The organism is Pantoea sp. PA1 (genome assembly GCF_056856975.1).
In genome coordinates, this window is the sequence record NZ_JBXGEE010000003.1 from 312,451 (window position 1) to 327,791 (window position 15,341).

Consider the following 15,341-nt stretch of genomic DNA (forward strand, 5'->3'; position numbering starts at 1 on the left):
TACCTGATAATTCACACAGAAGGCTGTTATCAATGTCCGCTTTTCGCTCTTAGCGGACATTGGCCTGCACATCGTCCGCTCTATGGCAAAAGCCGACATAATCATTATTGCTGAACAATAACTGCTAACAGAGAAGGTATCTAATGAACTACCAGGTGATTAACTTTTTAATGAAATAAAATTAATGGGAACTGTTTCGGTTAACCAAACCCCGTTTTCAGCCTGGAAAAATTTATATCCATGCTGGTACATTCGCTGGGATTCAATCTCCAGCAGTACTGGTTTACCGTAGCGTTGTCCGACAGCAATAGCCGTCCGGGTTTCCTGCGATAGATGCACATGGTGGCGTGAGCCTGCAATCAATCCTTGCTGAAAAATAGATTCAATGAAGCGTGTTGCAGTGCCATGGTAGAGGAGTTCTGGCGGTTCTTTTTCTCTATGCTGGAGATTCACGTTTGGTGCTGAGTGCCCCTGGGCGGCACGTATACGCTGACCATCGTCGGAGAGGGTAAACCGTTTCTTATCACTGCTATTCACAATTGTCTGAATCAGTGCCAGATCAAGTATATGACCTTCATTCGCTGCGCCGGTAATCAAAGAGTTAATGTCTGCCCAGCCTTCTGCATCGAGTTGCAATCCGATAGTGTGAGGCTCATGGCGCAAGATATAACTCAGGAACTTGCTTATTTCGCTAAGTTGCTTGTTATTCATGATTAGTCTGCATAATTTTTAAGATTTAATTACAGCCTTTATAATAGCCGGGAGCAGCTGTTCAAGTCTAAGTGAACGGAGCACGACTACATTCGTTATCACCATGAATGCCACTGTTGCACCCTTTCTGCAGTTACTTTACCTCACTTTCGCACCCATCGTGATGACTTATAGTCTGGCTGCTCAGTATGTAATAACGCATCTCATACGAGATCTATTGTACTACCTCACTTGTATCAATTACTTTTTCAATTTGCAGGGCGAATGCTTCAGCCGACAGCTATTATTGTTTGGGGTAATTTCTGCTCTTAGCTCAAATCAGACATCCATCACCTGAAACCACCACAAGCCTTAAAACACCCTCTTTGCCTGACACTAAACACAACTGCCCGCCTGCCGGGAATCCGTGACGTGGCAAGCCGTCAGCCTGAGGCACTGAACAGCACGCAATAAAAAAGCCCGCGCAGGGTGACCCGCGCGGGCTTTTCACATCAGGACGCGATTACAGCGCCATGTCATGTTTGGCTGAAGGCGCTGCCTGCTCAGGCTGAGCCGCTGGCGCCGGTGCTGATTTGCCATCCATGTTGATCACAGGCGGCGTGGTCAGCTGCAGGGTTGCCGCAGTGTCATTCCAAACCTGCTGCAGCAACGGCACGTTGTCGTTCAGCTTCTGACCGTAGCCAGGGATCATTTTGTGGATCTTGGCCTGCCACTCTGCTGACTTAAACTCTTCCGGGAACAGTTTCTGCATCACGCTTAACGCGATCGGAGCAGCGGTTGACGCGCCCGGCGAGGCACCCAGCAGGGCTGCGACAGTTTTCTGCTGATCGGTCACAATTTCTGTACCCAGTTTCAGCACGCCACCTTTCTCAGCATCTTTCTTGATGATCTGAACACGCTGACCGGCCTGAATCAGTTTCCAGTCCTCTTTCTTCGCGTCCGGATAGTACTCTCTCAGCGCGTCGAAGCGATCTTCATCACTCAGCATCACCTGACCGATCAGGTATTTCACCAGGTCAAAGTTATCGATACCGACATCGGTCATTGGCACGATGTTGTGGGTCGTGGTGGTGCTCAGCAGGTCAAACAGCGAGCCGTTTTTCAGGAACTTGGTAGAGAAGGTCGCAAACGGTCCGAACAGCACGACGCGCTTGCCATCCAGATAACGGGTATCCAGATGCGGAACAGACATCGGTGGTGCACCGGTGGAAGCCTGACCATAGACTTTCGCCAGGTGACGATTCGCAATCGCGCTGTTTTCGGTCACGAGGAACGAGCCGCCAACCGGGAAGCCCGCGTAGTTGTCCGCTTCCGGGATGCCGGTTTTCTGCAGTAACTTCAACGCGCCGCCACCAGCACCGATAAAGACATATTTCGCATCGACCGCGCGCTCGCTGCCATTTTTGACATCTTTAATGGTGACGTGCCAGGAATTGTCGCCGTTGCGCTTGAACTCGGTGACTTCAGATGAGGTTTCCAGACGGAAGTTGTTATTCTTCTTCAGGCTGCCGATCAGCTGACGGGTAATTTCACCGTAGTTAACATCGGTGCCGACCGGGGTCCAGGTTGCGGCGACTTTCTGCTGCGGATCACGACCTTCCATGACCAGCGGCGCCCACTGTTCGATCTGCTTGTGATCGGTGGAGAATTTCATGCCCTGGAACAGCGCGGTTTTCTGCAGTGCAGCATAGCGCTTGGTCAGGAAGTCGACGTTGTCGCCCCAGACAAAGCTCATGTGTGGTGTAGAGTTGATGAAAGAGCGCGGATCGTGCATCACGCCCTCTTTGACCTGTGCGGTCCAGAACTGACGTGAAACCATAAAGGCTTCGTTAATTTCCAGCGCTTTGGACACGTCGATAGAGCCATCTTTACGCTCAGGTGTGTAGTTCAGCTCCATGTTGGCAGAGTGACCAGTACCGGCGTTGTTCCAGCCGTTTGAGGATTCCAGCGCCACGCCATCCAGCTTCTCAACCATGATCTGTTTCCAGCCAGGCTGCAGCTCTTCCAGCATGGTGCCCATGGAGGCGCTCATGATGCCACCGCCAATTAACAGAACATCGGTTTTTTCTGGTGAGGTTTCAGCGTGAAGTGCGGATGAAACTAACAGGGCCGCAAGAGACAGCGCGGGAATAACTTTTTGTGAATTCATCATTTTAATCTACAGCTCGGACCGTACTGGTTAAAAAAAGTCCTCAAAGTTTAAAATAATGTTATTTACGAGTTAATGCGAAATTAGTTATAAAATTAAAAATAGCAATTTAGCCTTAATTTAATTACAAAAGGCTTACTTTATTGAGCGATTATTTTAACCACACATTAAGGGTGTCCTTTGAATTATACAATCCCCTAACACAAATATTCTTACTGAAACCGACGGCGGTCAGGCCGCTAAAACTGTACTGATGCGGCGAGTTAGCGTATGTTTCCCGGCGATCTCCCATCCGTACTGAAAGCCTATGACAAGCCAACCACAGAACCGACACGCCGTGACGAAACGACCCATGAAACTCAGTACCCTGACCACACTGATGATGACCGCGGTTATCTTCACCGTACTGCTGGCTGTCCATCTGCTCTATTTCGTTCAGATCGATAACTTTGCCCAGTCGCACCTGAAAGATAAGGCGATGGCGGTCGCCCGAACGCTGGCGGACAGCCCGGAAATTCAGCGGGGATTGCTGTTGCCTGACGGCAGCAGCCAGATTCAACCGCTGGCCGAGGCGGCGCGTAAACGCAACGGCCTGCTGTTTGTGGTGGTGACGGATATGCGCGGCATTCGCTTTTCGCATCCCAATGCTGCGGTGATCGGCAAGCACTTTGTCGGTAACGATATCTATCCCACCCTGAGCGGTCGGGAGAATGTGGCGGTCAATCATGGTGTGCTGGTGGAAGCGTTGCGGGTCTTTACGCCTGTGTTTAACGCGCAGCATCAGCAGATTGGCGTGGTGGCGATCGGCATTGCGCTGAATGATGTGGCGGCGCAGATAGCGAAAAGCCGCTGGAACATCGTCTGGACCAGCCTGTTTGGCGGCGTGGTCGGGCTGCTGGGTATCCTGATTCTGGTCCGGCGGCTGAAGACCATCCTGCTGGGCCTGGAGCCACACGAGATTTCCAGTCTGTTTGAGCAGCGCCAGGCCATTCTTAACTCCATCAAAGAGGGGGTGATCGCGGTAGACGATCACTCCCGCGTCAGCCTGATCAATCAGGCCGCGCAGCAACTGCTGCATGAGACCACGCAGAAAACGCCAGCCAGCGGCGATCTGATTGCTGAAGAGAGCGTGATGCACCGCCACCAGCAGGATGCGCTGCATGCCGGGAAAGCCTGGTATGATGAAGAGCTGACGCTGGGAAATCGCATCCTAATCACCAACACCGTACCGGTGCGCAGCCGTGACCGGATTATCGGGGCGGTGACCACCTTCAGGGACAAAACCGAGATCAGCCAGCTGATGCAGCGTCTGGACGGCATGGTAAACTATGTGGATGCGTTGCGTGAGCGGTCCCATGAATTCATGAATAAGCTGCATGTCATTCTGGGCCTGCTGCATATGAAAAACTATGCGCAGATGGAAGAGTACATTCTCAAAACCGCCAACGCCTATCAGACGGAGATCGGTTCGCTGCTGCAGAAGATCAAATCGCCGATCATTGCCGGTTTCCTGCTCAGTAAAATCAACCGGGTTACCGATGAGGGCCATCAGCTGATTATCGATGAGGCCAGTTTTTTGCCCGACTGCGGCAGTGAGGAGCAGAGCGCGGTGCTGATTACGGTGCTGGGCAATTTAATTGAGAATGCGCTTGAGGCGCTGGATCCGGAGACCGAGGGTGAAATCCACCTCATGCTGCACTATCAGAATGGCTGGTTAGCCTGCGAAGTGAGTGATGATGGTCCCGGCATTGATGCCGCGCAGCTGAACACCATCTTTGAACGGGGCGTCTCCACAAAGGGTGAGGATCGCGGTGTCGGACTGTTTCTGGTCAGACAGCAGACCGAAAGCCTGGGGGGTAGCGTCAGCGTCGAGTCAGAACCCGGCGTCTTTACCCAATTCTTAGTACAACTTCCGTGGGAGAGAGGAATGATTACCCAATGATTAATGTGTTAGTTGTCGATGATGACGCCATGGTCGCGGAGCTGAACCGCTGCTATATCGGGCAGATCCCGGGATTTACCTGCTGCGGAACGGCCTCGACGTTACAGCAGGCGAAAGAGCGGCTGGCCCAGGCCGAGCCGCAGGTGGATCTGATTCTGCTGGATATCTATATGCAGCAGGAAAACGGTCTCGACCTGCTCCCGGAGCTGCGCAGCGCAGGCCGTCCTGTTGACGTGATTATTATCTCGTCTGCTGCCGATGCCGCCACCATCAAAACCTCACTTAACTACGGGGTGGTCGATTACCTGATCAAACCTTTCCAGTTTGCCCGGTTTGAAGAGGCGCTCACCGGCTGGCGACAGAAGAAGTCGCTGATGGATAATCATCAGTTTTACCAGCAGTCAGACGTGGACCAGCTTCTGCATGGCAACCCGCCGGGGGCCAGCGAACAGAAACGCCTGCCGAAGGGACTGACGCCGCAGACGCTGCGGACGCTCTGCCTGTGGATCGACGCCCATCCGGGGACCGAATTCTCGACCGACGAGCTGGCAACCGAGGTGAATATCTCCCGCGTCTCCTGCCGCAAATACCTCATCTGGCTGGCGCAGATCAATATTCTGTTCACCAGCATTCACTATGGCGTCACCGGTCGCCCGGTCTACCGCTACCGACTGCAGCCGGAATATCACACCCTGCTCAAACAGTACTGTCAGTGAACCAGCCGGTAGTCGTCATCCAGCAGCTGAAATGAAAAGTGACGTTGTGACGAACAGATGACCCGCCTGTCGCGGGTCACAAACAGGGCTTCGATACCCGGTTTGTCCGCCAGACAGGCAATGCCCTGTTCCACGCCCAGACCATACAGCAGCGTGGTGTAGATATCGCCATCCAGCGACCGGTCAGAAATCACGGTAACGCTCAGCAGTTCGTTATCCAGCGGATACCCGGTGCGCGGGTCCAGAATGTGGTGATAACAGATCCCGTTCAGCTCGAAGTAACGTTCATAGATGCCGGATGTCACCACGGAGCGATTGTTCACGCCAATCACGCCGATCAGCTCGTCGGCTGCGCCAAACGGTTTTTTCAGGCCGATTGCCCAGCCCTGTTCATCAGGGGGTGCCCCCACGGTCTGCACGTTGCCACCCAGATTGATCAGCGCATGGCTGACCTGCTGCTGGCGCAGAAAGGCCTGCACAAGATCGGCGATATAACCTTTGGCGATGGCCCCCAGGTCAATCTCCATGCCCGGTCTGGCCAGCATTACGCTGCGGGCGTCGGCGTCAAGCATGACCTCATGAGGATCGATGAGCGCCCTGCGAGCCTGAAGCTCCGCTGGTGACGGCACGCTGTGCCCCTGAAAGCCGATTTTCCAGCACTTCACCAGTGGACCAATCGCCAGATTAAACAGGCTGTCTGGCAGCAGGCTCACCGCATGCGCGCAGGCGATAAGATCGAACACCGGCTGGCTGACCACCACCGGATGCTGCCCTGCCGCATGGTTGATCGCCATCACCTCAGAGGCGGCGCGGTTCACGGTGAAGAGATTCTCCTGCTGTCTGATAAGCCGGAAAACCTGTGCGGCCAGGGTCTGATTGTCTTCGAAGAGTTTGAGCAGGATGGGCGATCCCATCAGGATGGCGGAGTAAGCATAGACACGCGCTTCAGTTAACATAGGCGACTCTGCTTCAGAAAGGGAAAACCGGCACCCGCCAGAGGCGGATGCCGGGGAGGACCGTTAACGTCGGGCGTAAGCGGCGGCGTTACCACCGGCCAGAATACCAAAGATGATGATATCGGCGACGGCGTTCCCGCCGATACGGTTCGCGCCGTGGATACCGCCAACCACTTCACCACAGGCCCAGGCACCGTTGATTACCTGTTTCTGAGTGTCCAGCACCGCTGTCGTGGTGTCGATGGTCACGCCCCCCATGGTGTGGTGAACACCCGGCGCGATACGAATCGCGTAGAAGGGGCCTTCACTCAACGGGTGACGCAGCGCGGTCTGACGACCAAAATCTTCATCTTTCTGCTGGATAACAAAGTTGTTGTAACGGGCCAGTGTCGCTTCCAGGGTGTGATGTTCGCCCATGTTAAGTTTCACCGCCAGCTCCGCCACGGTAGGCGCGCTGATGACAAAGCCTTTAGCGATATACTCGTCGGCCGCTTTGTTATTCATCCGCACCTGTTCGTCAAACACAATCCAGGCGCTCTTCTCAGGCAGGGCGATAATCTGCGCCGAGACTTTGTCGCGGGTTTCCATTTCATTATAGAAGCGCTTGCCCGCCTGGCTGACCAGGATAGCCCCGCCGCCGCGAATGGATTCAGAGACCAGATAAGAGGTGGTCTGCTCCACCGTTGGGTGAATCTGGATCTCGCCCATATCCACCGTGCCCGCGCCGATTTTCTCCAGCATCGCAATCCCGCTGCCGGTAGCGCCTTTATGGTTAGTGGTAACAAAGCCATCGAGTTCAGGGCGGTATTTCACCACCAGCTCGCGGTTGGCACTGAATCCGCCGGTCGCCACAATCACACTTTTCGCGTAGAGGATGCGGCTGTCGTTGTACTCATCGACCACCTTCACACCGGTGACCGCTCCATTTTCATACAGGATTTCTGCGACTGAGGTCTCCAGCAGAACTTCGATGTTACGGCTGTTGATGTTTTTCACCAGACCGCTGATCAGGAAGCCCCCCACCGCGGAACGGTCAGCCGGACGGTGAGTCCGGTCAATGCTCATCCCGCCGGTAATGGTAATGTCGTTGAGTTCGATGCCGTGGTTAGCCAGCCATTCGATCGCTTCCGGTGCCAGATCCACAAACTCACGCAGCAGCACCGGGTTGTTTTTGAACTGACCGCCCTTCAGCGTCTCTTCATAGAACAGCTCTTTGCTATCCTCGATGCCTTTGAGTTTCTGGAAGCGGGTTTCGGCAGCATTCATACCGACCGACGCCTTGATGGTGTTACCCCCGATGGTCGGCATCTTCTCGATGATGACGACGCGAGCGCCCTCGTCGTGCGCCTGAATCGCCGCAGCCAGACCTGCCCCGCCACTGCCGACAATCACCACATCGTAATTCTGCGGTGCATTCGGGTTGCCCCCCTCTTCAATCACATGCGCTTTGCTGGAGGTGGTCATGGCGCGTGAAACCGCTTTTTTCAGCGCCTCACTTTGGGTGGTTGCGCCGGTAATGGCGTCCACGTGCGGGCTGTTTGCCACCAGAATGCGGTTACGCAGGCTTTCAAACGTGGTGGTGAAATCGACATCCAGGGTGTCATCCGGCACCAGTGAAATGTCGGTGATACGGTCCGTGTCGAGCGTCACGTTGATTTTCAGCTTCAGCGCTTCTGCTTCCACTTTTTCCTGATAAACGCCCGCTTTGTATTTACGGCCCGATTCGCTCATGTCGCGGATCATCGCGTCGACCAGCGAGAAGCGCCACAGCGGTTCCGGGATCTGCAGCTCTTCGCGTTTGTTGCTGTCGATATAGAGTTCAAGGTGCTCGTTGTTGATGATCCGGTCAGCCCAGTTCGGGTAGGCGATACAGGCTTTACCAATCGCCACCAGATCGTAGCCTTTCTCCAGCGCCATCTCGGCATCGGCCCGGTTCACAACGCCGCCGACGCCAATCACCGGCACTTTTGCCAGTTCAGGCGACCGCATGGCGAGGTACTTCTCGATCAGCGGCGTCGGGTCCTGGGTATCCACAATCGACGGACGCAGCAGCTGGCCCACAGAGAAGTGGACATAATCCAGGCCACGCGCGGCCAGTTTTTCCAGCAGATAGAGGGTGTCGTCAAAGCGAATGCCGGGCACTTCGATCTCTTCAGGCGAGAAGCGATAGCCGATGATGAAAGAGTTGTGGGCGAAGCGTTCCGCCATCTTGTGGGTGATTTCCAGCACTTCCAGCGGGAAGCGGGCGCGGTTGTCGCGGCTGCCGCCCCACTTGTCATCGCGCTGGTTAGAGTTGGGTGAATAGAACTGCTGGATCAGATAGGTATTGGCGCCATGAATTTCCACACCATCGAAACCCGCCTTGATTGCACGGTTCACCGCATCACCAAATTTGGTGATCATGGTGTCGACTTCTTCTGCGCTGAGCGCCAGCGGTTTGGTGGCACCTTCTCGCGGCGCCGCGATGGCGCTCGGCGCAACCGGGGTTTTCCCGCCAATCAGCTCCGGCTCGACCATACGGCCGCCGTGATAGATCTGTAAAATGGCGGTAGAACCTTCAGATTTGATCGCGTCCGCAATGCGTTTCAGACCGGGGATTTTGTTGTCGCTGTCGATGGCAATGGCACCCGGAAAGGCCGGGCCGCGGTTATCGATAAAGCAGCACTCGACAATCACGGTTCCGATGCTGCCTGCCCGTGCGCGATAGTATTCAACCAGTTCACTGGTGACCGTGCCGTCATAGAAACCGGTACAGGTGGTCATCGGGGCCATCACCAGTCGGTTTTTTAACACGGCGCCATTTGGCAGGGTCAGTGGATTAAGGATGGGAGTGAGTGTATTCATTGCGATAAACTCCAAGATTTAAAAGTCTGGAAATTTTTTAGCGGACGCAAATTATCGCTTAATTAAGTGGTCCGATGTCATGCTGTTAATATACGCCTTTCTTTGCTTACGTAAGCGATAAATTTACTTATTTAACTTTTAAAGCATCTGGAGTTTTTATTTGCTGAATGGCGGAACTAAAGTTATATTTATTGTTAATCAAGGGTAACCAAAAATCAACCATTTGTTTACATTGAAATAAATTCATTCATTATCATAGCTTTATATGATAACCTCCTGCTTTTCCGCCCTGCTTACTTGTTGACCCGCTTCACAAAAGTGTCAGAATGCCGGTGGCAGAAATATAAATAGAAAATAAATGTTAAAAAATCGCGAATAATGAATTAATTTCTTTGATCTGGATCAAAATTTATATTTGCAGAAATCGCATCATATTTACAGGCTTTTAAAAATGCTGCTCAATCCTCAGGCAGCGGATTAAAAAAATCAGTGCATCGCGGTTTATTCACACTATCAAGAATAAGAACGAAATTCATCAGTGAAGGTCCGGGGCGCAAATCGTATTCTTCTTAACTTGCAGATAAAACACTATGAAAACACTCTCAGCTGTAACTGAACCCCCAAAAGCCGCACCTGCGGGTGCGGGGAAAAAGAAAGCGATCATGCTGGCTCTGCCGGTGCTGGTGGCCGTGCTGCTGTTACTGGTGCCGACACCTGCGGGCCTTGAACCCTACGCCTGGCACTTCTTCGCCATCTTCGTCGGCGTCATCGTCGGCCTGATCTTTGAACCCCTGCCCGGCGCCGTGATCGGCCTGACGGGCGTTGTCGTCATCGCGCTGTTCAGTCAGTTCCTGCTATTCAGCCCGGCAGAGCTGGCTAATCCGAAATTCAAAGTCGCCAGTGAATCCTTTAAGTGGGCGGTCAGCGGTTTCGGTAACTCCACGGTCTGGCTGATCTTCGGTGCCTTTATGTTCGCCGCAGGGTATGACAAAACGCAGTTTGGTCGTCGCCTGGCGCTGATCCTGGTCAAATATCTGGGTCGCCGCAGCCTGACGCTGGGTTATGCCATCACCTTTGCTGACCTGTTGCTGGCACCCTTTACCCCGTCGAACACCGCGCGCAGTGGCGGCACCATCTATCCGATTATCGCCAACCTGCCTCCGCTCTACGGCTCTAAACCGAATGACCCAAGCGCCCGCAAAATCGGTTCCTATCTGATGTGGGTCGCCATTACCGCCGCCTGTATCACCAGCTCAATGTTCCTCTCTGCACTGGCACCCAACCTGCTGGCCCTGGCGCTGGTGAAAAGCATCATCGGTTTTGATATCTCCTGGGGCATGTGGTTCCTGGCCTTCCTGCCGCTGGGTCTGCTGCTGATTCTGACCATGCCGCTGCTGGCTTACTGGTTCTATCCGCCTGAAGTCAAAATCAACGATGAAGTGCCAAAATGGGCGATGGCTGAACTGGAGAAACTGGGCAGACTGACCCGCAATGAGATCCTGCTGCTGGTGTTCGTGGTCTGCGCCCTGCTGATGTGGATCTTCGCGACCTCGTGGATTGAGCCCGCCCTGGCGGCACTGCTGGTCGTGGTCCTGATGTTGTGGACAGGGGTGCTCAGCTGGAACGACATCACCAGCAATAAACCCGCCTGGAACACCTTTGCCTGGTTCGCTACCCTGGTGGCGCTGGCGGACGGTCTGGCTCGCGTCGGTTTCATCACCTGGTTAGGTAAAGAAGGTGGCATGCTGCTGCAGGGCTATGACCCGCAGATTTCAGCCGTCGTCCTGTTAATCGCCTTCTTCCTGCTGCACTACCTGTTTGCCAGTACCACCGCGCACACCACTGCGCTGTTACCGGCCATGCTGACCATTGCCGCCTCGATTCCTGGCATCAATATGCCGGTCTTCTGCCTGATGCTCTGTACCTCTCTGGGTGTGATGGGCATCATCACCCCTTACGGCACCGGCCCAAGTCCGATTTACTACGGCAGCGGTTATCTGCCGACTAAAGACTACTGGCGTCTGGGTACCATCTTCGGCGCTATCTTCCTGGTCTCCATGATGGTGATTGCCTATCCGTGGATGGTGTGGATGTTCTGACGGATACAACATGCAGATCAACGCGTTATAAGATACCATTCCTGCACTTCCCCGCGGCACCCGCGGCGGGGAAGGATAATAAACGATTAATTCGCCTATGATGTTGCGCCCCGCAGCCTGCTCGCGGTGGTTCAGCCGGTCATTAAGTGAGAAAAAATGTCGAACAAACCTTTTGTCTATCAGAACCCTTTTCCGCTGTCCCACGAAGAAACCGAATACTATCTGCTGAGCCGTGAGCATGTCTCAGTCGCCGAATTTGAAGGTCAGGAGATCCTGAAAGTTGACCCGCAGGCGCTGACGCTGCTGGCTCAGCAGGCCTTCCACGACGCCTCTTTTATGCTGCGTCCGGCTCACCAGCAGCAGGTTGCCTCAATCCTTGCTGACCCGGAAGCCAGCGACAACGACAGATATGTCGCCCTGCAGTTTTTACGCAACTCTGAGATTGCCGCCAAAGGCGTGCTGCCAACCTGTCAGGATACCGGCACCGCTATCATCATGGGTAAAAAGGGTCAGCGCGTCTGGACCGGCGGCGGGGATGAGGCCGCGCTGTCGCAGGGTATCTATAACACTTACATCGAAGATAACCTGCGCTACTCCCAGAACGCCGCACTGGATATGTACAAAGAGGTGAACACCGGCACCAACCTGCCTGCGCAGATTGACCTCTACAGCGTGGATGGCGACGAGTACAAATTCCTCTGTATTGCCAAAGGGGGCGGCTCTGCCAACAAGACCTATCTCTATCAGGAGACCAAAGCGCTGCTGAGTCCCGGCAAGCTGAAAAATTACCTGGTGGATAAGATGCGCACCCTGGGCACGGCCGCCTGTCCACCGTACCATATCGCATTTGTTATCGGTGGCACCTCAGCGGAAAGCACGCTGAAGACGGTTAAGCTCGCCTCGACCCACTACTACGATGGTCTGCCGACCGAAGGCAACGAACATGGTCAGGCATTCCGTGATGTGCAGCTGGAGCAGGAACTGCTGGAAGCCGCGCAGAAGCTGGGTCTGGGCGCACAGTTTGGCGGCAAATATTTCGCGCACGACATTCGCGTGATTCGCCTGCCGCGCCACGGTGCCTCCTGCCCGGTCGGCATGGGCGTCTCCTGCTCCGCTGACCGTAACATCAAGGCGAAGATCAACCGCGAAGGCATCTGGATTGAGAAACTGGAAGCCAACCCGGGCCGACTGATCCCGGAAGCGCTGCGTCAGCAGGGCGAAGGTGAAGTCTTACAGGTTGATCTGAACCGTCCGATGGAGCAGATTCTGGCGCAGCTCTCCGCCTACCCGGTCTCTACCCGTCTGTCTCTGACCGGCACCATTATTGTGGCGCGTGATATTGCGCACGCGAAGCTCAAAGAGCGTATCGATAACGGTGAAGGGTTGCCGCAGTACATTAAGGATCACCCGGTCTATTACGCTGGCCCGGCCAAAACGCCTGAAGGCTACGCCTCCGGTTCACTCGGCCCGACCACCGCCGGACGCATGGACTCCTACGTGGATCTGCTGCAGGCACACGGCGGCAGTAAGATCATGCTGGCAAAAGGCAACCGCAGCCAGCAGGTGACGGATGCCTGTCACAAGCATGGCGGTTTCTATCTCGGCAGCATCGGCGGCCCGGCAGCGGTGCTGGCGCAGCAGAGTATTAAGAGTCTGGAGTGCGTGGAGTATCCGGAGCTGGGGATGGAAGCGATCTGGAAGATTGAGGTCGAAAACTTCCCGGCCTTTATCCTGGTCGATGATAAAGGTAACGACTTCTTCCAGCATATTGAGCGCGCGCACTGCGCGAAATGTGTGAAGTAAGAGATGCGTTAAGTTATGAAAAAGCCCCGGAATCGGGGCTTTTTTCTGCAATGATCCCGGAAGGCATGCTGGCTGTGGTAGCGAGCCTGCGCAGGGAACAGTGTCAGATCGGAAAGACGCAAAAGCCGTCATCCATGACACGCTCGGCCCGCGCCGTCCTGGCGCGGGACGCTTTCCTCCTCTGACCCCGTTCCCCGCGCCCTGAGCGAATTTACTGCTGTCAGATTCACCCTGCTTTGTCTTCAGCGTCGGTCTGCAAAAAAGGCTATCGAATTCTTTTTAGACACGCTGCAACCGCTGCAACGCCTCATCGATCGGGCTGTCGCCCTGAGTCAGTTCGATGATCTGATATTTAATGGCTGGCTGTTCGATCAGCCCGACCAGGGTTGCCGCCACATCTGCCCGCGGCACCACGCCATAGGGGATCGCCAGGTCGGCATGAATCCGTCCGGTGCCCGCTTCGTCAGTCAGCGTGCCAGGGCGCAGGATCACCCACTTCAGGCGGCTCGCCACCAGCTCAGCATCAGCCTGTCGTTTGACCCGCATGTAGTTCTCAAAACCCTCTGAAGGAGTTTTGCCGCGACCTGCATCGGGAAAGGCCGAAACCAGCATAAAGCGTGGAACATCTGCCTGCTCTGCTGCTGCCACGGCCAGTGTCAGCCCCTCACCATCAATGGCATTGGTCAGCGCGATTCCGGCACCACCGGCCCCCGCCGTAAACACCACGACATCATGCTCAGCCATCAGCTGTGCCAGCTCCGGGACGCTCAGCTGCTGAAGGTCGCCTGACACAGCCGTTGCGCCTGCTGCCTGCAACGTCTCAGCCTGCTCCGGTTTGCGGTGCAGTGCCGTCACCCTGTGCCCCTTGCTGCTCAGCTGACGGGTCAGCTGCTGACCCACCTTGCCCGCAGCCCCGATAATGAAACATCTCGCCATGGGTTCTGAACCTCCATTGACTGGTCAAATATGCCGGAAACAAAACAGGCGCCGGATAGGGCGCCTGCAGGTTTTTACTCAGGGATCACTTTTTCCGCTTTAAGCTTATCGAACAGCTGGGTGAAGGAGTCCAGCGTGCTGCGGTAGCCGGTAAAGCCCGCTTTGCGGCTCTTACTCATGTCGGTAAAGGCCTCCATCGGACGTCCCAGATCGGCATCGGTGTGCCACCAGGAGGCGAGTTTATTGATATCCGCCTCACGCAGCTGATGCTTCTCTGCAATCGCCTGCCATGCGCTGGCGGCCTCATCCATCCGCCCTTCCAGCGGCATCATCTGCGCCGGATAGTCCGCGGCCTCGATACCAAAGTATTCTGCCAGTTTCGGCCACATCCAGTTCCAGCGGAAGACATCGCCGTTTACGGCATTAAAGTCCTGGTTAGCGGCATTAGGCGAGGTGGCGGCCCAGAGCAGCTGCTCAGCCAGCAGACCCGCATCGGTCATATCCGCCACACCGTTCCACTGCTCAGGCGAACCCGGGAAGATAAACGGCCAGCCCTTCTCTTTACACAGCGTGGCGTAAACGGCCAGCGTCTGCCCCATGTTCATCGCATTGCCTACCGCATAGCCGATGATGGTGTGCGGACGATGCACGCTCCAGCGATAGTCATACTTTTCAGCGCCCGCGAACAGTTCATCTTCCTGCGCGTAGTAGAAGTTATCAACCGGCTGACGGCCCTGCTCTTCGCGGAATGGCGTAACCGGCACCGCACCTTTACCGTAAGCTTCAAACGGGCCCAGATAGTGCTTCAGTCCGGTGACCAGCGCCACGTGAGAACCCTGCAGGCGATCGCCCAGTGCTTCAATCACGTTGCGCACCATGCCGCCGTTGACGCGGATATTCTCTTTTTCATTCTCCTGACGCGCCCAGACGCTGAAAAACAGCGCATCCGGTTTGACCGATTTCAGCGCGTCACGCACCGCATCGGCGTCGGTCAGATCGGCGGTCAGGCTGGTCGCGCCCGCTGGCACGGCACCACGGCCGCGTGACAGGCCGCTGACCTGCCAGCCTTCCTGCTGTAATTTGTCTGCCAGTGCGCGACCGATTACGCCGCTGATGCCCACAATCAAAGCGTGCTTTTTCATTTGATTTCTCCTCAATTTGCGTAATGCTAAGCCTAATAGAGAA

10 protein-coding genes are annotated in these 15,341 nt (G+C 55.0%); 4 read left to right on the forward strand and 6 right to left on the reverse strand.

What is annotated here, in order from left to right; genetic code table 11:
- Positions 1-159: 159 nt before the first annotated feature.
- Positions 160-711: an RNA 2'-phosphotransferase gene (locus AC1V0D_RS14955; RefSeq protein WP_482907678.1), complete on the reverse strand. Its 552-nt coding sequence runs from the start codon at positions 709-711 to the stop codon at positions 160-162.
- Between the two features lie 502 nt (positions 712-1,213).
- Positions 1,214-2,863 (reverse strand): malate dehydrogenase (quinone), encoded by a 1,650-nt coding sequence (gene mqo / locus AC1V0D_RS14960; protein WP_009093028.1) that lies wholly within the window; start codon positions 2,861-2,863, stop codon positions 1,214-1,216.
- Positions 2,864-3,167: 304 nt separating this feature from the next.
- Between mqo and AC1V0D_RS14965 the strand changes: the two genes are divergently transcribed.
- On the forward strand, positions 3,168-4,802 hold the full coding sequence (locus AC1V0D_RS14965) for a sensor histidine kinase (RefSeq protein WP_071987833.1): 1,635 nt from the start codon (positions 3,168-3,170) through the stop codon (positions 4,800-4,802).
- Positions 4,799-5,518, forward strand: a complete 720-nt coding sequence (dcuR, locus tag AC1V0D_RS14970) for a two-component system response regulator DcuR (RefSeq protein WP_009093030.1) — start codon at positions 4,799-4,801, stop codon at positions 5,516-5,518. Before AC1V0D_RS14965 ends, dcuR begins: the two co-directional genes overlap by 4 nt.
- Here the strand turns inward: dcuR and AC1V0D_RS14975 are convergent.
- Both AC1V0D_RS14975 and AC1V0D_RS14980 read right to left on the reverse strand, forming a co-directional pair.
- Entirely contained in the window at positions 5,512-6,474 is a 963-nt protein-coding gene (locus tag AC1V0D_RS14975; protein ID WP_482907679.1) for an FAD:protein FMN transferase, read from the reverse strand. The genes dcuR and AC1V0D_RS14975 overlap by 7 nt on opposite strands.
- Before the next feature lie 63 nt (positions 6,475-6,537).
- Positions 6,538-9,318 (reverse strand): flavocytochrome c, encoded by a 2,781-nt coding sequence (locus AC1V0D_RS14980; RefSeq protein WP_140029214.1) that lies wholly within the window; start codon positions 9,316-9,318, stop codon positions 6,538-6,540.
- A gap of 590 nt (positions 9,319-9,908) precedes the next feature.
- Between AC1V0D_RS14980 and AC1V0D_RS14985 the strand changes: the two genes are divergently transcribed.
- Together AC1V0D_RS14985 and fumA are read left to right on the forward strand one after the other, a co-directional pair.
- Complete coding sequence (locus AC1V0D_RS14985; RefSeq protein WP_033736769.1) at positions 9,909-11,417, forward strand: DASS family sodium-coupled anion symporter; 1,509 nt, start codon at positions 9,909-9,911, stop codon at positions 11,415-11,417.
- 156 nt (positions 11,418-11,573) lie between these two features.
- Positions 11,574-13,220, forward strand: coding sequence for a class I fumarate hydratase FumA (gene fumA / locus AC1V0D_RS14990; protein WP_009093034.1), 1,647 nt, complete (start codon positions 11,574-11,576; stop codon positions 13,218-13,220).
- Positions 13,221-13,499: 279 nt separating this feature from the next.
- Here the strand turns inward: fumA and AC1V0D_RS14995 are convergent, their stop codons facing one another.
- Together AC1V0D_RS14995 and AC1V0D_RS15000 are read right to left on the reverse strand one after the other, a co-directional pair.
- On the reverse strand, positions 13,500-14,156 hold the full coding sequence (locus AC1V0D_RS14995) for an SDR family oxidoreductase (protein WP_482907680.1): 657 nt from the start codon (positions 14,154-14,156) through the stop codon (positions 13,500-13,502).
- Between the two features lie 74 nt (positions 14,157-14,230).
- Entirely contained in the window at positions 14,231-15,298 is a 1,068-nt protein-coding gene (locus tag AC1V0D_RS15000) for an SDR family oxidoreductase (protein ID WP_046102918.1), read from the reverse strand.
- Positions 15,299-15,341: the final 43 nt, after the last annotated feature.

Coding starts and splice junctions, on each gene's coding strand:
- mqo (WP_009093028.1), bottom strand. CDS start 2,863: ATGATGAATTCACAAAAAGTTATTCCCGCGCTGTCTCTTGCGGCCCTG.
- AC1V0D_RS14955 (WP_482907678.1), bottom strand. CDS start 711: ATGAATAACAAGCAACTTAGCGAAATAAGCAAGTTCCTGAGTTATATC.
- dcuR (WP_009093030.1), top strand. CDS start 4,799: ATGATTAATGTGTTAGTTGTCGATGATGACGCCATGGTCGCGGAGCTG.
- AC1V0D_RS14985 (WP_033736769.1), top strand. CDS start 9,909: ATGAAAACACTCTCAGCTGTAACTGAACCCCCAAAAGCCGCACCTGCG.
- fumA (WP_009093034.1), top strand. CDS start 11,574: ATGTCGAACAAACCTTTTGTCTATCAGAACCCTTTTCCGCTGTCCCAC.
- AC1V0D_RS15000 (WP_046102918.1), bottom strand. CDS start 15,298: ATGAAAAAGCACGCTTTGATTGTGGGCATCAGCGGCGTAATCGGTCGC.
- AC1V0D_RS14975 (WP_482907679.1), bottom strand. CDS start 6,474: ATGTTAACTGAAGCGCGTGTCTATGCTTACTCCGCCATCCTGATGGGA.
- AC1V0D_RS14965 (WP_071987833.1), top strand. CDS start 3,168: ATGACAAGCCAACCACAGAACCGACACGCCGTGACGAAACGACCCATG.
- AC1V0D_RS14995 (WP_482907680.1), bottom strand. CDS start 14,156: ATGGCGAGATGTTTCATTATCGGGGCTGCGGGCAAGGTGGGTCAGCAG.
- AC1V0D_RS14980 (WP_140029214.1), bottom strand. CDS start 9,318: ATGAATACACTCACTCCCATCCTTAATCCACTGACCCTGCCAAATGGC.